The following is a 22,316-nucleotide window of genomic DNA, read 5'->3' as shown; positions in this document are numbered from 1 at the left end:
CCCCCCTCCTATATCAGGCTCACCGCCGCCAAATCGCGAGCAATTGAATTTTCTTAGGGGGTTTGGACCGGTGCGCCGTCAGGGCCCGTCCAACTCGCCGCAAAAAGAAGGAAGTGAGCACCATGGGAAAGGTCATTGGTATCGACCTCGGCACGACGAATTCGTGCGTCGCCGTAATGGATGGTAAGTCTGCCAAGGTCATCGAGAACGCCGAGGGCATGCGCACGACCCCGTCGATCGTTGCGATCACCGACGATGGCGAGCGTCTGGTCGGCCAGCCGGCGAAGCGCCAGGCGGTCACCAATCCCGAGCGCACCTTCTTCGCAGTCAAGCGCCTGATCGGCCGCCGCTACGACGACCCGATGGTTGAGAAGGACAAGGGCCTCGTCCCCTACAAGATCGTCAAAGCCTCCAACGGCGACGCCTGGGTCGAAGCCGACGGCAAGACCTATTCGCCCTCGCAGGTCTCGGCCTTCATCCTGCAGAAGATGAAGGAGACCGCGGAAGCGCATCTCGGCCAGAAGGTCGACCAGGCCGTCATCACCGTTCCGGCGTACTTCAACGACGCCCAGCGCCAGGCCACCAAGGACGCCGGCAAGATCGCCGGCCTCGAAGTGCTGCGCATCATCAATGAGCCGACCGCGGCCGCGCTGGCCTACGGTCTCGACAAGGCCAAGACCGGCACCATCGCGGTGTACGACCTCGGCGGCGGCACCTTCGACGTCTCGATCCTGGAGATCGGTGACGGTGTGTTCGAGGTGAAGTCGACCAATGGCGACACCTTCCTCGGCGGTGAAGACTTCGACATGCGTCTGGTCAACTACCTCGCCGACGAATTCCAGAAGGAGCAGGGCATCGACCTGCGCAAGGACAAGCTTGCGCTGCAGCGCCTGAAGGAAGCCGCCGAAAAGGCCAAGATCGAGCTGTCGTCGACGACGCAGACCGAGATCAACCTGCCGTTCATCACCGCGGACCAGTCCGGTCCGAAGCATCTGACCATGAAGCTGACCCGCGCCAAGTTCGAAGCGCTGGTCGACGACCTGGTGCAGAAGACCATCGAGCCGTGCCGCAAAGCGCTGAAGGATGCCGGCCTCACCGCCGGTGAGATCAGTGAAGTGGTGCTGGTCGGCGGCATGACCCGCATGCCGAAGGTCCAGGAAGTGGTGAAGCAGCTGTTCGGCAAGGAGCCGCACAAGGGCGTCAACCCGGACGAAGTCGTTGCAATCGGCGCGGCGATCCAGGCCGGCGTGCTGCAGGGCGACGTCAAGGACGTGCTGCTGCTCGACGTCACCCCGCTGTCGCTGGGCATCGAAACGCTGGGCGGCGTGTTCACCCGGATCATCGATCGCAACACCACGATTCCGACCAAGAAGAGCCAGGTGTTCTCGACCGCCGAAGATAATCAGAACGCGGTCACCATCCGGGTCTTCCAGGGCGAGCGCGAAATGGCGGCCGACAACAAGATGCTCGGTCAGTTCGATCTGATGGGCATCCCGCCGGCACCGCGCGGCATGCCGCAGATCGAAGTGACGTTCGACATCGACGCCAACGGCATCGTCAACGTCTCGGCCAAGGACAAGGCGACCGGCAAGGAGCAGCAGATCCGCATCCAGGCTTCCGGCGGTCTGTCCGATTCCGAGATCGACAAGATGGTCAAGGACGCCGAGGCCAATGCGGCCGAGGACAAGAAGCGCCGCGAGGCGGTCGACGCCAAGAACCACGCCGACGCGCTGGTTCACTCCACCGAGAAGGCGCTCGCCGAGCACGGTTCGAAGGTCGACGAAGGCGAACGCCGCAGCATCGAAGACGCGCTGAGCGATCTGCGCGAAGCGCTGAAGGGCGACGACGCCGAGGCGATCAAGGCCAAGACCAACACGCTGGCGCAGGCTTCGATGAAGCTCGGCGAAGCGATGTACAAGCAGGCCGAAGGCGGCGCCGCGCCGCAGCAGCCCGGTCAGGACGACGTGGTCGACGCCGAGTTCACCGAAGTCGACGACGACAAGAAGAAGTCGGCATAACGGCGAACGCTCCGCCATGCCGATCGCATCGTGCAACACCGTCACCGCCGGACTTGATCCGGCGGTCCATCTTTCCGAATTGATGGATGGCCGGGTCGAGCCCGGCCATGACAATTGAAAGCGTTGCTATGTCCACCACCAAGCGTTGCTACTACGAAACCCTCGAAGTCGAGCGCAGCGCCGACGATTCGACGCTGAAAAGCGCCTTCCGCAAGCTCGCTATGAAGTGGCACCCGGACCGCAATCCGGGCGACCCGCAGTGCGAGATCAAGTTCAAAGAGATTAACGAAGCCTACGAAGTCCTCAAGGACGGCGACAAGCGCGCCGCCTACGACCGCTACGGGCATGCCGCGTTCGAGCAGGGTGGCTTCGGCGGCGGCGCCGGGTTCGGCACAGGCTTCGCTTCGTCTTTCTCCGACATTTTCGAGGACCTGTTCGGCATGGCGTCGCAGCGCGGCCGCGGCACCGGCCGCGAGCGTGGCGCCGACCTGCGCTACAACATGGAAATCACCCTGGAGGATGCCTTCAAGGGGAAGACCGCGCAGATCGAAATTCCGGTCTCGGTCACCTGCGAAGCGTGCTCCGGCACCGGCGCCAAGGCCGGCACCAAGCCCAAGACCTGCTCGACCTGCGGCGGTGCCGGCCGCGTCCGCCAGGCCCAGGGCTTCTTCACGCTGGAGCGCACCTGCCCGAGTTGCCAGGGCCGGGGTCAGACCATCGAAGATCCGTGTCCGTCCTGCACCGGCTCCGGCCGCGTCACCAAGGAGCGGACGCTGTCGGTCAACATTCCGCAGGGCGTCGAGGACGGCACCCGGATTCGGCTTGCCGGCGAAGGTGAAGCCGGCCTCCGCGGCGGTCCGCCCGGCGACCTCTACATCTTCTTGTCGCTCGCCAACCACGCCATTTTCCAGCGCGACGGCGCCGACCTGCATTGCCGGGTGCCGATCTCGATGGTAACGGCGGCACTCGGCGGCGAGTTCGAAGTGCCCACCATCGACCGCGGCAAGACCAAGGTCAAAGTGCCGTCGGGCACTCAGACCGGCAGGCGATTCCGCATCGCCGGAAAGGGCATGCCAGTGCTGCGTTCGCGGCAGATCGGCGACATGTATGTCCAGGTAGTCGTCGAAACGCCACAGAACCTCACCAAGAAGCAGCAGGAACTGCTGGCGGAGTTCGAAAAATTGTCCTCCGGTGAAACTCAGCCCGAGGCGGTGGGTTTCTTCTCCAAGGTCAAGGAATTCTTTGGCTCCCGCGCCAGCGCTCCCTGACGGTCGTCTAACTTGACCGGTCCGGGTGCGGCCTATACTTGTGGATGTAACAAAAATTTGACACTGGGCCGCGTTTTTCCCCGGTTGGTAGCTGAATGGCTTTGCAGTCGTCCGTTCGTGCGTTGAAGAAGCCGCCCCGTCCGCTGGACGACGAGGTCAGGTTTCTGCGCTCTTGGATCGAAAAGCCGCTGCACATGGGCGCGGTGATGCCATCGGGCCGCCTGCTCGCCCGGACCATGGCGCGCTACGTTGACATTGCATCCGACGGCCCGGTGATCGAACTCGGCCCCGGAACCGGCGCCATCACCAACGCTCTGGTCGAGCACGGCGTCGATCAGAAGCGTTTGGTTCTGCTCGAATTTGATCCGGGATTCTGCGCGCTGCTGCGCGAGCGCTTCCCGCTCGCAAAGGTCGTGCAAGGCGACGCCTACCGGCTGCGCGACTCGCTGTGGGACGCGCTCGATGTCCCGGCCACCGCGGTCGTGTCCGGCCTGCCGCTGGTCACCAAGCCGATGCTGACGCGGATGAAACTGGTCCGCGATGCCTTCACCCTGCTCGAGCCCGGCGCGCCGTTCGTGCAGTTCACCTATTCGGTCGCGCCTCCGATTCCGAAATCGCTGCCCGGCGTCTCGACCGAGGGCTCCGAACGGATCTGGATGAACGTCCCGCCCGCCCGGGTCTGGGTTTACCGCAAGCGCTGAGCGCCACGGCGTTTCCCCGACAGCCCTCTGAATCATCCGACAGCGTCCGGCCCGAGATCGTCCCCGTGCCCTTGATCGCGGCGGCATGCTGGGGGATACCGGGCCATGTCCGCGGTCAAGATCCTGATAATTCCCGGCTCGCTCCGTACCGGCTCGCACAATGTCCGGTTGGCGGCCGCTGCTGCCCATGAATTCGCTCGCGCCGACATTGATACCACCTGGCTGTCGCTCGCCGACTACGCGCTGCCGATCTACGACGCCGACTTCGAGGCGAAGTCCGGCGTGCCGAAGAACGCGGTCGGCCTGAAGCGGATGATCGGCGCCCACCATGGCGCGCTGATCGTCAGTCCGGAATACAATTCGGCGCCGCCGCCGCTGCTTAAGAACGCAATCGACTGGGTGTCGCGGGTCGAAGATCCGCACGAGACCCAGGGCCAGGTGTTTCGCGACCGCGCCTTCGCGCTGGCCGCGGCGTCCGAAGGCAAGCTCGGTGGCGCGCGCTGCCTTGCCGCGCTACGGCTGATCCTGTCCGGCTGCCGCGCGCCGGTGATTCCCAATCAGCTGACGCTGTCGTTCGCCCACGAGGCCTATGACGACAACGACCGGCTGAAGCATCCGGCCGATATCGCCGCCCTGCAGGCGATGGTGCGGCAACTGATCGATTTCGCCCAGCAGATGATGAGGTAACGAGTTGATGGCGCCAGCCGACACCCCTGACCGCGACCGGCTGATCGTCGCGCTCGATCTGCCCGATATTCGTGTCGCGGAAGCGATGGTCGACCGGCTCGGCGACAGCGTCGGCTTCTACAAGATCGGTTATCAGCTCGCCTATGCGGGCGGACTGCCGCTGGCCCGCGCGCTGGTCGGCGCCGGCAAGAAGGTGTTCGTCGACCTCAAGCTGCACGACATCGGCAACACGGTTGCGCGCGGTGTCGAAAGCCTGAGCCATCTCGGTGCCAGCTTCCTCACCGTCCATGCCTATCCGCAGACCATGAAGGCGGCGGTCGAAGCCCGCGGCTCCTCCAAGGTGAAGATCCTCGCCGTCACCGTGCTGACCTCGTACGACGACCGCGATCTGGCGGACGCTGGCTATCGGTTCGGCGTGCGCGATCTGGTCGAAGCCCGTGCCCGCCAGGCGCAGGCGATCGGCGTCGACGGCCTGGTCTGTTCACCGGAAGAAGCCGCGCATCTGCGCGGCATCGTCGGTCCCGAGATGGATCTGGTAACGCCGGGCATTCGCCCCGCAGGTGCCGCGGCCGGCGATCAGAAGCGGATCATGACGCCCGCCAAGGCGATCGCTGCCGGCGCCAGCTATTTGGTGGTCGGCCGCCCGGTGCTGGACGCGCCCGATCCGAAGGCCGCTGCGGATGCGATCGTTGCCGAGATCACCGCTGCACGCGGATCATAACGAACGACAAAGGGAGAGCTTTGAGATGGCCAAGGGCTACTGGGTGGCGCGCATGGACGTGCATGACCTCGACGGCTACAAGCGCGACTACGTCGCCCATAACGGTGCAGTGTTCGCCAAATACGGCGCCAAGTTCCTGGTGCGCGGCGGTGCGTTCGAGGCCAATGAAGGGCCGGCGCGGTCGCGCAACGTGGTGATCGAATTCAAGGACTACGAAACCGCGCTCGCCTGCTATCACTCGCCGGAGTATCAGGCGTTGATCAAGGCGCGGTCGCCATTCGCGCAGGGCGAGCTGGTGATTATTGAGGGTTATGACGGGCCGCAGCCGTCCTGACTTTTGGACGAAACGCCACCGCCGGAGCGCTCGGTAAGTTGCCGGACGCGGGGCCGGCGGCTATACCGCGGCCTTGAACAAGGATGCTGAGCCGATGTCCGATATGCGCCTGATCGTTGCCGGAGCCGGCGGCCGGATGGGCCGGGCGCTGACCCGGGCCATCAGCGAGACCGAGGGCTTGGTGCTGACCGGCGCCCTAGAGTCGCCGAACTCCGAACTGCTCGGCAAGGATGCCGGCACCCTCGCGGGTCTGTCCGCCAACGGTGTGCTGCTGTCGGCCGATCTGTGGTCGCTGTCGGCGAATGCCGACGGCATCGTCGACTTCACCGTGCCGCAGGCCACCATCGCCAACGTGGCGATCGCGGCGCAACGCGGCATCGCCCACATCATCGGCACCACCGGGCTGTCGGCTTCCGACAACGCGGTGATCCAGAGCGTCACCAATCGTGCCGTGGTGGTGAAGTCCGGAAACATGAGTCTCGGCGTCAATCTGCTGGCGGCGATCGCCAAGCGGGTGGCGCAGTCGCTCGACGACAGCTTCGATATCGAGATCGTCGAGATGCACCACCGCGCCAAGGTCGATGCGCCGTCCGGCACGGCGCTGCTGCTCGGCGAAGCGGTGGCGGCCGGCCGTAAGATCGACCTAGCCACTCATTCGGCGCGCGGCCGCGACGGCTTCACCGGCGCCCGCAAGCCCGGCGACATCGGTTTCGCATCGCTGCGCGGCGGCACCGTTACCGGCGATCACACCGTGATCTTCGCCGGCGCCTCGGAACGAATCGAACTCACCCACAAGGCCGAAGACCGCATGATCTTCGCCCACGGCGCGCTGACGGCGGCCCGCTGGGCCAAGGGCAAGAAGCCCGGCCTGTATTCGATGGCAGACGTGCTCGGCCTCGGCGACATCTGAAGTCCGAGTCGATTAGTTGAGCGTCATTCCCAAGGCGGGCCATTTGGCCCGCCCTCGCAGCGCTTCTGCGCTCGATCAATCCTAACCGATCAACGATTTGCCGGTCATCTCCGCCGGCTGCGGCAGTTCCATCAGCTTCAGCAGCGTCGGGGCGAGGTCGGAGAGCTGGCCGTCGGCCAGTGGGCCGTTGTCGCCGACCAGCAGCACCGGCACCGGATTGGTAGTGTGCGCGGTGTGAGGGCCGCCGGTTTCCGGATCGCGCATCATCTCGCAATTGCCGTGGTCGGCTGTGACGAGCAGTGCGCCGCCGGCCTTGCGGATCGCCGCGACGATGCGGCCGAGCTGGGTGTCGACGGTCTCCACCGCCTTGATCGCCGCCGGCAGGCTGCCGGTGTGGCCGACCATGTCCGGATTGGCGAAATTGAGAACGATCAGGTCGTACTTGCCGGATTCGATCGCCGCGACGGCCTTGTCGCCGAGCTCGGGCGCCGACATTTCCGGCTGCAGATCGTAGGTCGCGACCTTCGGCGACGGCACCATGATGCGATCTTCGCCCGGGTAAGGCACCTCCTCGCCGCCATTGAGGAAGTACGTGACGTGCGGATACTTCTCCGTCTCCGCCATCCGGAGCTGATGCCGGCCGGCGTCGGCGACCACCTGGCCGAGACCGTTCACCAGGCTTTGCGGCGGGAAGATCGTGCCCATCAGCGCATCGAGCGCGGTAGAGTACTGCGTCATGCCGACGGCGGCCGCGATCTTCTTCACCTGCTTGCGCTGGAAGCCCGCGAAAGCGGGGTCGAGCAAGGCGGCAAGGATTTCGCGCACCCGGTCGGCGCGGAAGTTGAAGCACAGCGCGCCGTCGCCGTCGCGCATGCCCTGATAGTCGCCGACGACGGCGGGCACGATGAATTCGTCATTGACGCCGGCCGCATAGCCGTCCGCGATCACCGCATCGGCGTCCGCAAACCGCGGTCCGTCGGCGTCGGCGATCACCCCATAGGCCTTGGAGACGCGCTCCCAGCGGTTGTCGCGGTCCATCGCATAATAGCGGCCGCTGACGGTGGCGATCGGCACATTGGCCGGCAGGTCGGCGCGCAGCCGCACGATGTCGTCGACCGCGGATTTCGGCGGCGTGTCGCGGCCGTCGGTGAATGCGTGCAACACCGTCGGCACGCCGGCCTTGGTCAGGATCCCGGCCAGTGCGCAGGCGTGGTCCTGGTGCGAATGCACGCCGCCGGGCGACACCAGGCCCATCAGATGGCAGGTGCCGCCGCTGGCCTTCAATTTCTCGATGAACGCCACCAGCCCCGGCGCGCGTTCGATCTCGCCGCTGGCGATGGCGTCGCTGATCCGCGGCAGATCCTGCATCACCACCCGGCCGGCGCCGATATTGAGATGGCCGACCTCGGAATTGCCCATCTGGCCGTTCGGCAGTCCGACCGATTTGCCGGAGGTGCGCAGAAACGCATGCGGGCCGTTGCTCCAGAGCGCGTCGAAGGTCGGAGTCTTGGCCTGCAGCACGGCGTTGTCGGCCGGGTCCTCGCGCCACCCCCAACCATCGAGAATCACGAGCATAACGGGGCGACGGGACTGCATGGCAACGACTTTCCTGGGTGTGGGGGGCGCCTCAGCGCACCCCACACCTATGGTCGCCACCCGCCCCCGTCAATCGGCCCTGCGGTTCACTCGGCCCCGAGTCGTCCCGCTTCCCAGCCAATCATCGCCTGCTTGCGTGTCAGCCCCCAATGATAGCCGGTGAGCGCGCCGCCTTTGCCGAGCGCGCGGTGGCACGGCACCACGAACGAGATCGGGTTCTTGCCGACCGCTGCGCCGACCGCGCGCGAGGCTTTCGGCAGGCTGATGTTGGCGGCGATGTCCGAATAGCAAACCGCCTTGCCGAGCGGGATCTTCAGCAGCGTCTCCCACACCCGCACTTCGAAATCGGTGCCGATCAGCACCACCCGCAGCGGCTGCTCGGCGCGCCACTGCGCTGGATCGAAGATCCGCTGCGCCAGCGGTGCGGTGGTGTCCTGATCCGGCACGCAAACCGCGCGCGGCCAGCGCTGCTGCAGATCGACCAGCGCCGCCTGCTCCTCACCGGGATCGGCGAAAGCGAGACCGGCAAGACCACGGTCCGACGCGATGATCACCGCCGTGCCGAACGGCGACGGATGGAAGCCGTAGCGCAGGCCGAGCCCGGCGCCGCCGGCCTTCCATTCACCTGGCGACATCGCCTCGTGGGTGACGAACAGATCGTGCAGCCGGCCCGGCCCGGACAGGCCGGATGCCAGCGCGGCGTCGAGCACGCTGGCGGAATCGCGCAGCAGCGATTTGGCATGGTCCAGCGTCAGCGCCTGCATGAACGCCTTCGGCGTCAGCCCGGCCCAACGCCGGAACAGATGGTGCAGCTCGTCCGGCGTCAGGCCGGCGGCGTCGGCGATCGCCTCGATGGTCGGCTGCGCCTTCCACTTCTGCGAGATGAAGGCGATGGCGCGCCGCACGCAGTCGTAATCCGCCAGCGCGGAATCGCGGGCGCCGGGTTTGACGGGGTGGTGGTCGGCAATGGCGAGGTTCATCATACCGCCGATGTTACCGATCGCGGCGCCTGCCGCCACCCGATTTCCTGACCTTCAGGGCTGGTACAAGGGACCGCGCCGCGCGGCATCCAGCGCCGCCATCAATGCATTGGCGAAGCTGGCCTTTTCCTCGGCACCGAGGAAGCCGGCGATCGCCAGCCGGCGCCCCGAGGAGACCAGATACAGCCGCTCGATCCCGGCCTCGTGGTGGACGATCTTCTCCAGCCGCACCCAGAGCGGGTTCAACACCCATTCGGCCACCTCGCCGCGCGCCGAGGTGCGACGGACCCGCAGTTCGCTGCAGGTCATCGAGATCTCCTCGCTGGCGCGGGCGCGGGCGAAGCTCACCCTGAACGCAATGGCGAGCGCCAGCACGTCCAACCCGAAGAATCCGAACACCGGCCAGGCGCCCATCATCCAGAACGCCAGCCCGGCCGCGAAGCTCACGGTGCCGATCAGCCCGATCAGGATCAGAAATCCGTTGTGACTCAAGGCACGGTGCGGCTTCAGCCGCGCCGAAAACAGTTTCGGCTCTCTCGAATCCGGACCAAGATCAGGTTCTGTCGCCATAGCGGAATATTATACCTCATCCATGCCGAAAACCACCCGCCGCCCCCCCGCGCCGGCCGCCAGGACGCCTGCGACGCCCCCTGCCAAATCCGCCAAGCGCGCCATCACCGCCAAGCCGAAACCGGCGGCCAAGCAGGCGGCGCCCCGCCGCGGCAAGTCCCCCCGTCGCTGGAGCGCCGCCGAAGTGCACGAGGCGTTCAGCCGCTTCGCCGAGGCCAACCCGGAGCCGAAGGGCGAACTCGAACACCTCAACCCGTTCACGCTGCTGGTCGCGGTCGTCCTCTCGGCGCAGGCGACCGACGCCGGCGTCAACAAGGCGACGCGGCCGCTGTTCGCGGTCGCCGACACGCCGCAGAAGATGTTGGCGCTCGGCGAGGAGCGGCTGCGCGAGTACATCAAGACCATCGGGCTTTTTCGCACCAAGGCGAAGAACGTGATTGCGCTGTCGCAAAAACTGATCACCGACTTTGGCGGTGAGGTGCCGAACACCCGCGAGGCACTCGAGACGCTGCCCGGCGCCGGCCGAAAGACCGCCAATGTGGTGCTGAACATGGCGTTCGGCCAGCCGACCATGGCGGTCGACACCCACGTCTTCCGCGTCGGCAACCGTACCGGGCTGGCGCCGGGCGATACCCCGCTGGCGGTCGAGCTCGAACTCGAGCGGGTGATCCCGGCCGAATTCATGCAGCACGCCCACCACTGGCTGATCCTGCACGGCCGCTACACCTGCCTCGCGCGCAAGCCGCGCTGCGAGGTCTGCCTGATCAACGATCTGTGCCGCTGGCCGGAGAAGACGGTGAGTTAGTTCGGACTGTCCTGCGTCCGAGCCCCGTCCGTCCTTGCGAGCGAAGCGAAGCAATCCAGAGGCCGCGAAGCGTGACCTGGATTGCTTCGTCGCTTTGCTCCTCGCAATGACGAGACCGCGTCGAACTACTTCATCATCGCCTTCACTTCATCGCGCAGCGCCTGTCGCGATGCGTCGTCGGCGTAGAACATGTGGCCGCCTGGATAGACGACGAATTTCACCCGCTTCTCGGCCAACGTCGGCGGCAACTGATCGAGCACGATCTGGGTGCCGTAATAAGGCGCGGCGAGATCGAACAGGCCGCCGGTGACCAGCACCTGCAGGGTCGGATCGACGCTGAGAATTTCGCGAAGCTGCGTGGTCGATTCGAGCGGCTGCCGGCCGCGGCCGAAATCCCACTGTTCGGCGACCGAGCCGTTCAGCAGTTCATACGAACCATCGGGCTTCCAATTCAGCTTCGAGCGAGTCAGCTGCATCGCCGCGCTGGTCAGCGGGGCGATCAGCGAATCCGCAGACGGATCGCCGAAATGCGAGGAGCTGGAATCCGGAAACGGGTCGAGCCCGAGCTTGGCGCCGTCGAACCGCCCGGTGACGCGGCCGTGCTCGCGGTCGAACTCGCGCTGGAATTCGCGAGTATCGAGCCGGCCGGCGAGCCGCCGGCTCACGGTCCTGTCGATGCCGGTCAGCGCGGCGACGCGGTCGGCGAGCCGCGTGGTCGCTTCTCTGTCGGCCTCGCCCTTGACGAGGTCGGTGAGAAACTCGCTGCGCGCGTAACTCTCGACGTCGGCGAGGTCGGCGCGAGTCACCTTGCCGTTCTGCTGCCGCGCCACCGCGGTCATCGACGGCAGCCGCGCCGCATATTGCAGCAGGCTGGAACCGGACAGGTCGCGGAAGTCGAGCACCGGTGAGACCAGGATCAGGCCGTTGACGCCGATGCCCTGCTTGGTCTGCAGGTTGTCGACCACCTTCGGCCCGCGGATGCCGCCATAGCTTTCGCCCGCCAGATATTTCGGCGAAGCGAGCCGGTCGTTCTTCTCCAGCCAGCGCCGGATCACCACCGCCATCGCCGAGATGTCGCCGTCGACCGAATAGAAATGCTTGCGTACCTCGTCGCCGCTGGCGACGAAGCGGCTGTAGCCGGTGCCGACCGGATCGATGAAGACGAGGTCGGTGAAGTCGAGCCAGGTCTCGGCGTTCGCCTGCAGCACCGGCGGCGAAGACGCCACCACGCTGTTGCCGATCGGCAGCCGCCACGGGCCGGCGGCGCCGAGCTGCAGCCACGCCGAGGATGCGCCGGGGCCGCCGTTGAACAGGAACGTCACGGGACGGGTGCGTGCATCTGCACCGTCCAGCTTGTAGGCGGTGATGGCGATGTCGGCCTGCGGCTCACCCTTGCCATTGTACAGCCGGATCGAGCCGGCGGTGGCGGTGAACGCCAGGGTGCGGCCCGGCAGCGCCAGGCTGTGCTTGGTGGTGACATCCGGCGGCAGGCTATTGAGCTCGGCGCGAGCCGGTGAGGGCTCGGCTTTAGTCGCGGCTGTGTCGGTCTGGTCGGCCGCTGATTTGGCCCGATCGGCGTGCGGTGCTGCGGGCCGCGCCTCTTGGGCGACGGCGCTCAAGCCGAGCTGCGGCAGCGCCAGTGCTGCAATCAACAACGTGGCGGTCACGGCGGACCGGGGCGACAGCGGCATCGACATCTCCTTCGGCAACGCCGCGGCTTCACCGCGGCGTTGGGCATGGGGCTTGAAATGGTCGGGACCGAGTCTGAGCGCAGGACTGCGTCAGTTTGGCGACGCTGCGGCCGCTGCCGCCAGCAGCGTCACTCCGCCGCGGCGAGCGCCGGCGGCAGCACGCCGCGCTCGCGGGCGAACTCGACGATCAGGCCGGCGACGTCCTGCGGGCGTTCCTCGTGGGCGAGATGGCCTAGCCCGGGCATGATCACGGTGCGGGCGCCGGGGACCATCGCCTGCACCCGCTCGGCATCGGTCGAGGCAATGGTCTTGTCGTTGCTGCCGGCGATCAGCAGCAGGCCCGGTACGAGGTGCGGCAGCTGATCGGCGATCCGCTCCAGCCGCCAGCTCGCCATCATGGTCAGCGCCGCCGCAACGTGACCCGGACTGCATACCAGACGCCGATAATATTCGACTCCCACGGGGTGCAGCGTCGAGCCGGTGTCGATGATCATTCGCTCCACCATGCCTTGCGTGCGGGCGAACCGCGCCACCAGCCTCGGCACCATCGCGTTCGCTGCCAACAGCCGCGCCAGCGGCAGCATCCAGCGCCCGGCCCGGCCGCCGATCGGCAGGACCGCACCGTTGAGGCTGACGAGTCCGGCCGGCGCGATCGCACCGTCGAGACACATCCGCGCCAGCACGGCGACGCCGGCCGAATGACCGGCCACCAGCAGCGGACGATGTCCCAGCGTGCGCAGCAGGCTGGCCAGATCCTGCGCCATCGCCTCGAGCGACATCCGCTCGCGCGCGGGCGTTGCGGTGAAACCGTGGCCGGGCAGATCGGGTGCGACCACCGTGAAGTGCGCGGCGAGCAGCGGCGCCAGGTCGCGCCACGAATGCGTCGCCGCGCCGGTGCCGTGGAGCAGCAGCACGACGGGGCCGCGGCCCATCTGCTGGACGTGCCAGCGCAGGCCGGCTGTTTCCACGAAGCGGCTGCTCGCCCGGTGCGGCCAGTCGTGGCCGTCGCGCTCCCAGTCAGGCTTGGGGTGCGGCAGCCGCGTCACGATCGCCGTGGTCGATGAGGTGTGAAGTGGATCGCGCGCCGGATGAGGGACCAAAGCTGATCGTCTCCTTGGCGCCGGAAGATCGCGGCGCATCCAGACAAATGCCGACCCACCGGAGAGTTCCTTCGGCGAATCACTTTCACGCTCTATAGGCGCAGAAAGGTAATCAGTGCAGATGTGCCGGGTATCCTCGGCGCGGCGCAACTAACAGCTCCACCGCATGCGGCGCGTGGTTGACAGTGATTCGTCAAGGGCGCGCGACAGTCGACGCAACTACTCACGTCGGCGTCGTGCAACGTTGACGCGATGTGTCAGGCACAGCCGACATCGAGTCGACGGATGCAGCGACACGGGTTCTTTCGTGTATCCGCCGCACGCAAACTAATTGATACTTCAAGCGCAGCTTGGAACGTCGCGATCCGGTCCAGGTTCAACCGAGAGGATGTTCGGTACCCGATATGGCGCGGTGGCCTGCCGAGGAGTGCTCAGCGATGAAGATGTCTCACCTTGCGAGTTTTCTGATGATGATCGTCGGCGGTGCGGTGCAGGAGGTGTCCTCCGCGGTTCGCCGAAAACTGCGCAGCGCGCCGCGCAGCGAATAAGGTCCGGCGCATCTGCGTGCGGTTCAGCGCAACATACTGCGCCGATCCGGCGCGAGCACTTCCGGCCGCGATCCGGACAGCCGCTTGTGCAGATGCACCATGAACGCCATGCCGAACAACGGCGTCGCCAGGTTGACGATCGGGATCGACACGAAGGCGGCGATGATCAGGCCGCCGATGAACACCGTGGTGGCGTTGTCGCGCCGCATCGCCTTGGCTTCCGGCGCGGGGCGGAAGCGCATCGCGGCGAGCTCGAAATATTCCCGGCCGAGCAGCCAGGCGGTGGCGACGAAGAACACGATCGCGCCGGCGCCCGCGACGAACAGGAACGGCAGCGCCACCAGGTAGACCAGGATGGTCAGCAGCGCGGTCTTTGCCGTCTCCCAGGTGGCGAGGCCGATCGGCAGCGCGACGCCTGGAGTTTCGTGCGGATAGGATGCGCGCTCGACGTGCTCGGCGGCCTCGTCGACGAAAATGCCGGCGACCAGCGAGGTCACGGCGGGCATCAGGAACACCGCGCCGACCACGATGCCGAGCCCGGCGGCGATCGACAGCACCCAGGACAGGATATTCAGCGGGGTCTGGAAGCCGCCCAGCGCCGCCTCGGCCCAAAGCTCGCTCGATGTGGCCGCCCAGCTCAGCAGCCGCTGCAATCCGATCGCCGCCACCGCGATCAAGGCCAGCGCAAAGCCGACCGAACGCCACAGGATCGAGCGCATCGGCGGCGACAGAATTTGGGTCAGCGCCTTGAAGGCGGCGTCGAGCATGGCGGCGTCCTCGTCCCGAAAAACAGCCCCGAACAGGTAGAGACCGCGCCGATATTCGGCAAGGGCCACGAACGAGCCCCGGGTGTGCGGCTCCTACCGCCGCAGCCGCCGCGACGCCGGATAATTCATCACCTTCGGCACCTTGCCGTCGCGCAGCGCGCGCTGCAGGTCTTCCCAATAGTCGGCCTGCATCAGCTCGGGATGCGCGTCGCGGAAGGCGCGGCGCAGGCCGGGATCATCGATCCGCAGCCCCTCCAGCATCTCCGGCGGCCGGAACACCATCCCGTTCTCGAATTCGCCGGGCACGGCGCCGTCGCGGCGCACCGTGACCGAGGTCAGCGGCTCCACCGCGTCGTAATCGAACAGATACACTTTGCGGATGCGGCTGACCCCGTAATTGCGGCCGTCGAGATCCTTGTTGAAGATGTCGGCCGCGGCGTTGTTCTTGATGCAGTCGCCGAGATTGATCACCGCGGTGCGGGCTTCCGCCGCGGACGCGTTGGCGAGATACAGCGGCAGCGGCGTCAGTTTGATCTGCACGATCAGATGCCGGAACACCAGCGCGTCGCGATCGAGCGTCACCGTGCCGATCCCGGCTTCCAGCAACTCGTCGAGCAGCTCCGGCGCGAACATCGCGCGGTCGAGCTTTACGTTCGAGTAGATGATGTTGTCGAGCATCGAGCCGGCGCGGTCGATCTCGTGCACCAGATTGTACTTGCGCAGCACTTCGTCGAGGCCGTCGAAATAATCGAATTTGTAGTCGTCGGTCGGGTGGTCGCGGATGATCTTCAGCACGTAGGCCGAGGACGGCATCGTGAAGGCGATCGCTACCGTGCCCTTGAAGCCGGGCGCGGTGGCGAGCTTCTCCTTGGTCCTGCGGTGCTCGGCCAGGATCTCGGTCATCACCGCGACCTTGCCGAGGTGATGAAAGCCGATGCAGGAATATTGCGTGCCGAGCGGCCGCTTCGGCATCAGCTCGTGGAGCAGCCGGGCCAGTTCGTGGTAGCGCGGATTGGTGGCGTGGTAGTTCGCCAGCGTCGAGGAGAACGCGTATTGCAGCTCGTCGCTGTCGGTGAGCACCGCGTCGACGACCAGTCCGTCCTTCTCGTTCAGCAGCGCGATCAACAGCGGCAGGTTGCGCATCGGCATGTCGCCGCGATCGCGCAGTTTGATCCGGCCGACCAGGCAGGCACCGCGGTTGCGGAAGAACCCGGAGTCGGCGATTTCGATCTTCACCGGTTCGCCGGGCCGCGGCCCGAGCGGCTCCAGCGCCGCCGCGATCGCCTGCGCGGCGAGTGCCGCATCGCCGTCGCGGTCGCGCCACCGCACCCGAAAGCCGGCGTCGTCGAGGATCCCGGCGATCACCTCGGCGGTGATCGGCAGCGTCGTGGTGGTGGTCTTCAGCACCGCGGCGGGCGAGGCGGTGCGCCGCGCGGTGGCGCCGGCGTCGTAGGACACCGGCCGCCATTCGTCGCTGACCAGCTTGCGGCGCAGCGACTGCCAGAACGCGAACGCGAAATCGGCCTCGTAGCGGCCCTCGATCCCGGCCAGCAGTTCGGCCTCCGCGGCCGGCCAGAGCTGCTCGTCGGTGGCCAGCTCCGGCAGCCCGGCCTTCAGCAGCGGCACCAGCTGGTCGATGCAGGCGGTGTACAGCCCGATCCGGGTCTTCGACAGCCGCACCGTGACCGGCCAGTCGCGCGCCTCGAAGGCGGACTGCGCCAGCGCCGGAATCCGCCGCGACACCGTGTAGTAATTGTCGAACGCCGACAGCACCACCCGCGCCAGCAGCCGGGCCTGGTCGTCCGGGTCGTCGGTGCGATACAGCGCGTCGAGCAGGTCGAAGTCGGGCTCGGCGATCCGCGTGGCGTGCTCGATCTCGGCGGCGCCGAGCGGTCGGGCACGGGTGTGGGAAACGGGGGCGGTCATAGCGTCGGGTCAGCGCATCTCGTCGTTCTGCGCCTCCGGCCGCCCGTCAGCGCCGGCCTCTCGGCCGGCCGCCGGACCGAACCACCGGGGCGATCCCGCCATCATGGGAGGCTTTGGCCCCTCGAAGCGTGATCTGACGCAAAACACTCCCTACCGAAAGACGGATGCGACGTTCTGCCGGGGCGGCAGGATTGCGAGCGAGCGGTCCGATCGACCGAACTCGGCCGGTTAGCGGCGAAGCCCGGACGAGCAACAGTGCGATGTCCAGCCTGTCCGGCGTAACGTCTTTGGGCTTCCAATATCACCGGGTGCGACAGCTTATGACGACATCGCCCCGCTTCAGCCTGCCTCATGGCTGCGCGGGTGGCGGAGCGACGGAGGCGTTCGGCTCGATCTTCGGGGGCACGGTCTCGTTGGTCTCGAAGAACGTCAGCGCGGCGGCCGAGAAGCCTTCGGGAGTCTCGTACATCAGATGGTGCGTTGCGCCCTTGAACTGGACCAGCCACGCTCCGGGAATCGCGGAGGCGATCGTCTTCGAACTGTCGGTGCCGACCACGTTGTCGGCGGTACCGACCACCAGCATCACCTGATTGGGAATCGCCGGCAGCTTATCCAGCGGGGTCTTCCAATGCGTAGTCGCCTCGACCTGCCGCGCCACGATCGGGTCGGCCGGCACCCTTCCGTGCAGCGCCTTGGCGACGTTGCTGCCGTCGGTCGAGGTGGCGTGGATCAGCGCCTTGTTGAAACGGCCCGGATACTGCAGCAGCAGTTCCTGGGTAATCGTACTGCCCATCGAATAGCCGAGCACATCGCTGCGCTTGACGCCGAGCGCATCGAGCAGGCCGATCACGTCGGCGGCGAATAGCGGATAGCTGAAGGCGGTGTCGTTGGCGGTCGTGTGCCCCATGCCACGATTGTCCATCAGGATCAGCTGATGGGTCTTCGACAGCGCCTCGACCACCTGGGGCGGCCAATGCTCGGCGGTGCCGCCGAGCCCCATGATCATCACCATCGGCGCGCCCTGGCCGATCAGCTTGTAGCCGATCGAGATGCCGTTGGCGGCGACCTGATAGATCGTATGACCGCCCCCGTCCTGGCCGATCGCCTTGCCGGCCGGTGCGATGGGATCGGCGAGGGCGGAGGTTGCGGTGATAAGCAGTGCACAAGCGCCAGAAATCAGAAACTGAGTCAGCTTCGCCATCTCAACGACCTCACAGCGCCTCGAATCGTCGCCACATAGCAGCCCTTCGAATCTTTGTCCTTGAGCGAGCGCCAATTCTGACCGTCTGGAGAAAGGGCTCGGCGCCTACGTCGCGTGCGGCTCGAGCACGCTGTTCCCTCGGAATCGTCGACCTGCCCCGAGCCGCCCAAAGTGGCTTGCCAAACGCGAACGATTAGGGAACATTGGTCGAGAGGGGACCATGAAAGTTGCGGGACTTTTCGCCGGCGTCGGAGGCCTTGAGCTCGGTTTGCATCGAGCGGGGCACGACACGCTCGTATTCTCTGAAATTTGGGACCCCGCGGGCGCCGTGCTCGAACGGCGCTTTGGTGGTGTGCCCAACGTCGGCGACGTTGCAAGTTTGAAGTCGCTGCCTGCGGATGTGGACCTGATGACCGCTGGCTTTCCTTGCCAGGATCTCAGCCAAGCTGGAAAGACGGCTGGAATCAGGGGACGAAAGTCGGGTTTGGTCAGTCACGTCTTCCGGCTGATCGACCGCAGCCGGCCGAAATGGGTGCTGCTGGAAAACGTCTCGTTCATGTTGCGGCTGGACGCCGGCAGCGCCATGACCCGCCTTGTTTCGGAATTCGAACAGCGCGGTTATCGGTGGGCTTATCGCGTTGTGAACTCGCTGAGCTTTTTGCCGCATCGACGCGCGCGCGTGTTCTTCTTGGCGAGCCTCGAAGGCGACCCTGCCGATGTGCTGTTGGTCGATGACGCGGAACCTGCGGAGCCGCAGACCGACCTACGGAGCCACGCCCACGGCTTCTATTGGACGGAGGGAACGCGCGGCTTGGGGTGGGGGCCGGACTGCATACCGACCCTCAAGAATGGATCCACGATTGGCATCCCCTCGCCGCCGGCGATTCTGTTGACGAATGGCGAGATCGTCACCCCCGATATTCGTGATGCAGAGCGGCTACAGGGTTTGCCCGCGGATTGGACGAAGCCGGCGGCGCAAGTTACGCGGGCATCTTTCCGGTGGTCGCTCGTCGGAAACGCCGTGAGCACTCCGGTGGCCGCTTGGATAGGCAAGCGTCTGGTGAAACCTGGTCAATTCGATCCAGCGCGCGATGGTGCTGCCGTCGTGAAGGGAAACTGGCCGAAGGCGGCCCGATCCGACGGCGAGGTTCGGCGCGAGGTGATGATTTCCGAGTTTCCGAAATGGGCCAAGCGGGAAAGCCTGCAAGATTTCCTGCGTCACCAACCAAATCTGCTCTCGGTACGCGCGACGGCCGGCTTTCTGTCGCGGATCGAAAAGAGCAGTTTGCGGTTCGTGCCCGGCTTCAAGGACAAGGTTCGGGCGCATCTCGAGCATGTGCGAGCAATCGACTCGTTCGTCGAACCGAGCCGTTTGCTTGTCGCGGCGGAATGACGTCTCCTGGCTTCGAAAAGCCCACGGACCCGGCCCGCTCCGCATTGATGCGGCGCGTCCGTCAGACAGGTACCAAGGCCGAAGACGAGGTGGCAGCGATCCTCCGTCAATCCGGTTTGCGTTTTCGCCGCAACGTCAAATCTTTGCCGGGGTCGCCCGATTTCGCCAACAAGACCAACCAATGGGCGATATTCGTCCATGGGTGCTTCTGGCATCGTCACGAAGGGTGTCCTCGCACCACGACGCCGACCCGGAATCGGGATTTTTGGCTCGCCAAGTTCGCAGCTAATGTGAACCGAGACACAATCAAAGCGCGATTGCTGCGCGCGATGGGGTTCAAGGTTTTGACGATCTGGGAGTGCGAAACTCGCAATCCCTCCAATGTGCGCCGCCGGCTGCAAAGGTTGCGATAGCTCCATGGCGAAGAACAAGAAGATCGCGCGAAAATTCGCGACGGACCAGGCGAACCTCTTGGAGAATTCGATCCGACGCGAGCTCGATTGGGCCGGGGACCGGAGCGTCGTCGAGAAAGGATCGGCGACCGACAAGAAGAACTATGCCGAAGGCCTCTCGCGTGCGCTGTCACAGCGCTTCGCCGACGCGCTTCGAAAGTCGTTCGACGGTATTTTGCCCGACGTCGATGGATTCGGCCAAGAGTCGAAGGCGCGAACCGGAAAGGGTTTGAAGAAGCTGGACGTAAACTATTCCACCGTGGAATTGGGCCTCGGCCTCGGCGTATCGATCAAGACCATCAACTTCCGCGACGCCAAGACGAAGCGCTATACGAAGAATTACACACGAGTCGACAACGAGCTCCGAGCCGAAGCCGCGGACTACCACGAGCGACAGCCGTATGCGGTGCTGTGCGCGGTGGTGTTCATTCCGCTCGACGCTTGCGACGACGGAGGAAGTGCGCCGTCAAGTTTCGGCCAAGCCGTCCAAATCTTTCGCTACCGGGCGGGGCGCGAAAGACCGGTCGACGATGCGACGCTGTTCGAGCGAATTCTCGTCGGTCTGTATGATGCGGGCTCGCCGTGCTTCGGAACAACCGGGTTCTTCGACGTGATGGATGCGCCGCCACGAACCGGACGTCCTTCTGCGCTGATGACCTTCGAGCAAGCGATCGACAAGATCGTCGAGGCGTACGACGCACGCAACAAATCCGCCTTCAAATGGGCGGAGGGCGAAACCGAAATATTGGCCGCGCCCGAGGCAGAGGACGACGAGGACGAAACGTAACGTCCCTCAACTATCCACCTTCAGCGCCGCAATGAACGCCTCCTGCGGGATGTCGACCTTGCCGAACTGGCGCATCTTTTTCTTGCCCTCCTTCTGCTTCTCCAGAAGTTTGCGCTTTCGGGTGATGTCGCCGCCGTAGCATTTGGCGGTGACGTCCTTGCGCAGGGCGCGGACGGTCTCGCGGGCGATCACCTTGCCGCCGATCGCCGCCTGGATCGGGATCTGGAACATGTGCGGCGGGATAAGTTCTTTCATCTTCTCGACCATGGCGCGGCCGCGGCCTTCGGCGCGGGTCCGATGCACCAGCATCGACAGCGCGTCGACCGGCTCGGCGTTGACGAGGATCTGCATCTTGACGAGATCCGCCGGCTTGTAGTCGGTGAGGTGATAGTCGAACGAGGCGTAGCCCTTCGATACGCTCTTCAGCCGGTCGTAGAAGTCGAACACCACCTCGTTGAGCGGCAGGTCGTACTTCACCATCGCGCGGGCGCCGACGTAGGTCAGCTCCTTCTGATTGCCGCGGCGGTCCTGGCACAGTTTCAGCACGCTGCCGAGATATTCATCCGGCGTCATGATGGTCGCCTCGATCCACGGCTCCTGGATTTCGGCGATCTTGACCACGTCCGGCATGTCGACCGGATTGTGGATCTCCATCTCGGTGCCGTCGGTGAGCTTCATCTTGTAGATCACGCTCGGCGCGGTTGCGATCAGGTCGAGATCGAACTCGCGGGACAGCCGTTCCTGGATGATCTCGAGATGCAGCAGGCCGAGGAAGCCGCAGCGGAAGCCGAAGCCGAGCGCCGCCGAGGTCTCCATCTCGAACGAGAAGCTGGCGTCGTTGAGCCGCAGCTTGCCCATCGCGGCGCGTAGCGTTTCGAAATCGTCGGCATCGACCGGGAACAGGCCGCAGAACACCACCGGAATCGCCGGCTTGAAGCCCGGCAGCATGTCGGTGATCGGCTTCTTGTCGTCGGTGATGGTGTCGCCGACCCTTGTGTCGGCGACTTCCTTGATGGCGGCGGTGATGAAGCCGACCTCGCCGGGGCCGAGCTCGTCGACATTGACCATCTTGGGGGTGAAGAAGCCGACCCGCTCGACGTCGTAGGCGGCGCCGGTGCCCATCATCCGGATGCGCTGGCCCTTCTTCAGCACGCCGTCGACCACCCGCACCAGCACCACGACGCCGAGATAGACGTCGTACCAGCTATCGACCAGCAGCGCCTTGAGCTGCGCGTCGCGGTCGCCCTTCGGCGGCGGCAGGCGGGTGACGATCGCCTCCAGCACGTCGGGCACGCCGAGGCCGGTCTTGGCCGAAATCATCACCGCGTCGGAGGCGTCCAGCCCGATCACGTCCTCGATCTGCTGCTTGATCTTCTCCGGCTCGGCGGCCGGCAGGTCGACCTTGTTGAGCACCGGCACGATCTCGTGGCCGGCGTCGAGCGCGTGATAGACATTGGCGAGGGTCTGCGCCTCGACGCCCTGGCTGGCGTCGACCACCAGCAGCGAGCCCTCGCAGGCCGCCAGCGACCGCGACACCTCGTAGGCGAAGTCGACGTGGCCGGGCGTGTCCATCAGATTGAAGATGTAGTCCTTGCCGTCCTTGGCGTGGTATTTCAGGCGCACGGTCTGCGCCTTGATGGTGATGCCGCGCTCGCGCTCGATGTCCATCGAATCGAGCACCTGCTCCTTGCCGGCCATTTCACGGTCGGACATGCCGCCGGTGATCTGGATCAGCCGGTCGGCGAGCGTCGACTTGCCATGGTCGATGTGGGCGACGATGGAAAAGTTGCGGATGTTGTCGATGGGAGCGGTGGTCATGGCGGCCAGATAGCATCGCGCCTGTGGCCCGGCAAGGCGAACG

Annotated in this window: 20 protein-coding genes; 11 read left to right on the top strand and 9 right to left on the bottom strand. The window is 65.6% G+C overall.

The features are described 5' to 3' along the window. Positions 1 to 122 precede the first annotated feature (122 nt). The 7 genes from dnaK to dapB all read left to right on the top strand — a co-directional run bounded on the left by dnaK (position 123) and on the right by dapB (position 6,639). The gene (gene dnaK, locus DWA33_RS19680) at positions 123 to 2,018 is read left to right on the top strand and encodes a molecular chaperone DnaK (RefSeq protein ID WP_114360206.1); all 1,896 of its coding nucleotides are present in this window, start codon (positions 123 to 125) and stop codon (positions 2,016 to 2,018) included. Positions 2,019 to 2,146: 128 nt separating this feature from the next. After that, positions 2,147 to 3,286 carry a molecular chaperone DnaJ gene (gene dnaJ, locus DWA33_RS19675; RefSeq protein WP_114360205.1) on the top strand — a complete coding sequence of 380 codons (1,140 nt, stop codon included), beginning with the start codon at positions 2,147 to 2,149 and terminating at the stop codon, positions 3,284 to 3,286. Positions 3,287 to 3,381: 95 nt separating this feature from the next. Next, positions 3,382 to 3,987, top strand: coding sequence for a class I SAM-dependent methyltransferase (locus DWA33_RS19670; protein ID WP_114360204.1), 606 nt, complete (start codon positions 3,382 to 3,384; stop codon positions 3,985 to 3,987). A gap of 105 nt (positions 3,988 to 4,092) precedes the next feature. After that, a complete protein-coding gene (locus tag DWA33_RS19665) occupies positions 4,093 to 4,674 on the top strand; it encodes an NADPH-dependent FMN reductase (RefSeq protein WP_114360203.1) in 582 nt (193 codons plus the stop codon). Positions 4,675 to 4,681: 7 nt separating this feature from the next. Beyond that, on the top strand, positions 4,682 to 5,395 hold the full coding sequence (gene pyrF, locus DWA33_RS19660; protein WP_107353915.1) for an orotidine-5'-phosphate decarboxylase: 714 nt from the start codon (positions 4,682 to 4,684) through the stop codon (positions 5,393 to 5,395). A 25-nt stretch (positions 5,396 to 5,420) separates the two neighbouring features. Next, complete coding sequence (locus DWA33_RS19655) at positions 5,421 to 5,729, top strand: DUF1330 domain-containing protein (protein ID WP_114360202.1); 309 nt, start codon at positions 5,421 to 5,423, stop codon at positions 5,727 to 5,729. Positions 5,730 to 5,823: 94 nt separating this feature from the next. After that, positions 5,824 to 6,639, top strand: a complete 816-nt coding sequence (gene dapB, locus DWA33_RS19650) for a 4-hydroxy-tetrahydrodipicolinate reductase (protein WP_114360223.1) — start codon at positions 5,824 to 5,826, stop codon at positions 6,637 to 6,639. Between the two features lie 81 nt (positions 6,640 to 6,720). Here dapB and gpmI read toward each other — a convergent pair whose 3' ends face one another. The 3 genes from gpmI to DWA33_RS19635 all read right to left on the bottom strand — a co-directional run bounded on the left by gpmI (position 6,721) and on the right by DWA33_RS19635 (position 9,785). Further along, the gene (gpmI, locus tag DWA33_RS19645) at positions 6,721 to 8,235 is read right to left on the bottom strand and encodes a 2,3-bisphosphoglycerate-independent phosphoglycerate mutase (RefSeq protein WP_114360201.1); all 1,515 of its coding nucleotides are present in this window, start codon (positions 8,233 to 8,235) and stop codon (positions 6,721 to 6,723) included. 86 nt (positions 8,236 to 8,321) lie between these two features. Next, positions 8,322 to 9,218 carry a methylated-DNA--[protein]-cysteine S-methyltransferase gene (locus DWA33_RS19640; protein WP_114360222.1) on the bottom strand — a complete coding sequence of 299 codons (897 nt, stop codon included), beginning with the start codon at positions 9,216 to 9,218 and terminating at the stop codon, positions 8,322 to 8,324. 51 nt (positions 9,219 to 9,269) lie between these two features. Then, positions 9,270 to 9,785 carry a DUF2244 domain-containing protein gene (locus tag DWA33_RS19635; protein WP_114360200.1) on the bottom strand — a complete coding sequence of 172 codons (516 nt, stop codon included), beginning with the start codon at positions 9,783 to 9,785 and terminating at the stop codon, positions 9,270 to 9,272. A gap of 22 nt (positions 9,786 to 9,807) precedes the next feature. Between DWA33_RS19635 and nth the strand changes: the two genes are divergently transcribed. Beyond that, positions 9,808 to 10,590 carry an endonuclease III gene (gene nth, locus DWA33_RS19630; protein ID WP_114360199.1) on the top strand — a complete coding sequence of 261 codons (783 nt, stop codon included), beginning with the start codon at positions 9,808 to 9,810 and terminating at the stop codon, positions 10,588 to 10,590. Positions 10,591 to 10,715: 125 nt separating this feature from the next. On the opposite strand, the gene DWA33_RS19625 is transcribed toward nth, so the two are convergent. The 5 genes from DWA33_RS19625 to DWA33_RS19605 all read right to left on the bottom strand — a co-directional run bounded on the left by DWA33_RS19625 (position 10,716) and on the right by DWA33_RS19605 (position 17,823). Beyond that, complete coding sequence (locus DWA33_RS19625; RefSeq protein ID WP_114360221.1) at positions 10,716 to 12,281, bottom strand: S10 family peptidase; 1,566 nt, start codon at positions 12,279 to 12,281, stop codon at positions 10,716 to 10,718. A gap of 128 nt (positions 12,282 to 12,409) precedes the next feature. Next, a complete protein-coding gene (bchO, locus tag DWA33_RS19620) occupies positions 12,410 to 13,381 on the bottom strand; it encodes an alpha/beta fold hydrolase BchO (RefSeq protein ID WP_244601349.1) in 972 nt (323 codons plus the stop codon). Between the two features lie 571 nt (positions 13,382 to 13,952). Then, positions 13,953 to 14,696 (bottom strand): sulfate transporter family protein, encoded by a 744-nt coding sequence (locus DWA33_RS19615; RefSeq protein ID WP_114360197.1) that lies wholly within the window; start codon positions 14,694 to 14,696, stop codon positions 13,953 to 13,955. A gap of 93 nt (positions 14,697 to 14,789) precedes the next feature. After that, positions 14,790 to 16,622 carry a bifunctional isocitrate dehydrogenase kinase/phosphatase gene (aceK, locus tag DWA33_RS19610; protein ID WP_114360196.1) on the bottom strand — a complete coding sequence of 611 codons (1,833 nt, stop codon included), beginning with the start codon at positions 16,620 to 16,622 and terminating at the stop codon, positions 14,790 to 14,792. A gap of 349 nt (positions 16,623 to 16,971) precedes the next feature. Then, entirely contained in the window at positions 16,972 to 17,823 is an 852-nt protein-coding gene (locus tag DWA33_RS19605) for an alpha/beta fold hydrolase (protein ID WP_114360195.1), read from the bottom strand. A 220-nt stretch (positions 17,824 to 18,043) separates the two neighbouring features. On the opposite strand from DWA33_RS19605, the gene DWA33_RS19600 reads away from it, so the two are divergent. Genes DWA33_RS19600 through DWA33_RS19590 form a run of 3 tightly spaced genes read left to right on the top strand, consistent with a single transcriptional unit; the run spans position 18,044 to position 20,455 of the window. Beyond that, positions 18,044 to 19,216, top strand: a complete 1,173-nt coding sequence (locus DWA33_RS19600; protein ID WP_114360194.1) for a DNA cytosine methyltransferase — start codon at positions 18,044 to 18,046, stop codon at positions 19,214 to 19,216. Continuing rightward, positions 19,213 to 19,629 carry a very short patch repair endonuclease gene (locus DWA33_RS19595; protein ID WP_011155918.1) on the top strand — a complete coding sequence of 139 codons (417 nt, stop codon included), beginning with the start codon at positions 19,213 to 19,215 and terminating at the stop codon, positions 19,627 to 19,629. Before DWA33_RS19600 ends, DWA33_RS19595 begins: the two co-directional genes overlap by 4 nt. Positions 19,630 to 19,633: 4 nt before the next feature. Continuing rightward, on the top strand, positions 19,634 to 20,455 hold the full coding sequence (locus DWA33_RS19590; RefSeq protein WP_012494086.1) for a hypothetical protein: 822 nt from the start codon (positions 19,634 to 19,636) through the stop codon (positions 20,453 to 20,455). Positions 20,456 to 20,461: 6 nt separating this feature from the next. Here the strand turns inward: DWA33_RS19590 and lepA are convergent, their stop codons facing one another. Next, complete coding sequence (gene lepA, locus DWA33_RS19585; protein ID WP_114360193.1) at positions 20,462 to 22,273, bottom strand: translation elongation factor 4; 1,812 nt, start codon at positions 22,271 to 22,273, stop codon at positions 20,462 to 20,464. Between the last annotated feature and the right edge of the window lie 43 nt (positions 22,274 to 22,316).

Source organism: Rhodopseudomonas pentothenatexigens, from assembly GCF_900218015.1.
Classification (GTDB): domain Bacteria; phylum Pseudomonadota; class Alphaproteobacteria; order Rhizobiales; family Xanthobacteraceae; genus Rhodopseudomonas; species Rhodopseudomonas pentothenatexigens.
Note: the sequence above shows the minus strand (reverse complement) of the source record. Positions and strands in the feature narration are given on the sequence as shown.

Excerpts from the sequence above, each read along its gene's own strand:
- dnaJ (WP_114360205.1), top strand. The coding sequence starts at position 2,147 with ATGTCCACCACCAAGCGTTGCTACTACGAAACCCTCGAAGTCGAGCGC.
- DWA33_RS19635 (WP_114360200.1), bottom strand. The coding sequence starts at position 9,785 with ATGGCGACAGAACCTGATCTTGGTCCGGATTCGAGAGAGCCGAAACTG.
- DWA33_RS19605 (WP_114360195.1), bottom strand. The coding sequence starts at position 17,823 with ATGGCGAAGCTGACTCAGTTTCTGATTTCTGGCGCTTGTGCACTGCTT.
- DWA33_RS19625 (WP_114360221.1), bottom strand. The coding sequence starts at position 12,281 with ATGCCGCTGTCGCCCCGGTCCGCCGTGACCGCCACGTTGTTGATTGCA.
- DWA33_RS19600 (WP_114360194.1), top strand. The coding sequence starts at position 18,044 with ATGAAAGTTGCGGGACTTTTCGCCGGCGTCGGAGGCCTTGAGCTCGGT.
- DWA33_RS19615 (WP_114360197.1), bottom strand. The coding sequence starts at position 14,696 with ATGCTCGACGCCGCCTTCAAGGCGCTGACCCAAATTCTGTCGCCGCCG.
- nth (WP_114360199.1), top strand. The coding sequence starts at position 9,808 with ATGCCGAAAACCACCCGCCGCCCCCCCGCGCCGGCCGCCAGGACGCCT.
- lepA (WP_114360193.1), bottom strand. The coding sequence starts at position 22,273 with ATGACCACCGCTCCCATCGACAACATCCGCAACTTTTCCATCGTCGCC.
- gpmI (WP_114360201.1), bottom strand. The coding sequence starts at position 8,235 with ATGCAGTCCCGTCGCCCCGTTATGCTCGTGATTCTCGATGGTTGGGGG.
- DWA33_RS19595 (WP_011155918.1), top strand. The coding sequence starts at position 19,213 with ATGACGTCTCCTGGCTTCGAAAAGCCCACGGACCCGGCCCGCTCCGCA.
- DWA33_RS19655 (WP_114360202.1), top strand. The coding sequence starts at position 5,421 with ATGGCCAAGGGCTACTGGGTGGCGCGCATGGACGTGCATGACCTCGAC.
- dapB (WP_114360223.1), top strand. The coding sequence starts at position 5,824 with ATGTCCGATATGCGCCTGATCGTTGCCGGAGCCGGCGGCCGGATGGGC.
- DWA33_RS19670 (WP_114360204.1), top strand. The coding sequence starts at position 3,382 with ATGGCTTTGCAGTCGTCCGTTCGTGCGTTGAAGAAGCCGCCCCGTCCG.
- DWA33_RS19665 (WP_114360203.1), top strand. The coding sequence starts at position 4,093 with ATGTCCGCGGTCAAGATCCTGATAATTCCCGGCTCGCTCCGTACCGGC.
- aceK (WP_114360196.1), bottom strand. The coding sequence starts at position 16,622 with ATGACCGCCCCCGTTTCCCACACCCGTGCCCGACCGCTCGGCGCCGCC.
- DWA33_RS19640 (WP_114360222.1), bottom strand. The coding sequence starts at position 9,218 with ATGATGAACCTCGCCATTGCCGACCACCACCCCGTCAAACCCGGCGCC.
- dnaK (WP_114360206.1), top strand. The coding sequence starts at position 123 with ATGGGAAAGGTCATTGGTATCGACCTCGGCACGACGAATTCGTGCGTC.
- pyrF (WP_107353915.1), top strand. The coding sequence starts at position 4,682 with ATGGCGCCAGCCGACACCCCTGACCGCGACCGGCTGATCGTCGCGCTC.
- DWA33_RS19590 (WP_012494086.1), top strand. The coding sequence starts at position 19,634 with ATGGCGAAGAACAAGAAGATCGCGCGAAAATTCGCGACGGACCAGGCG.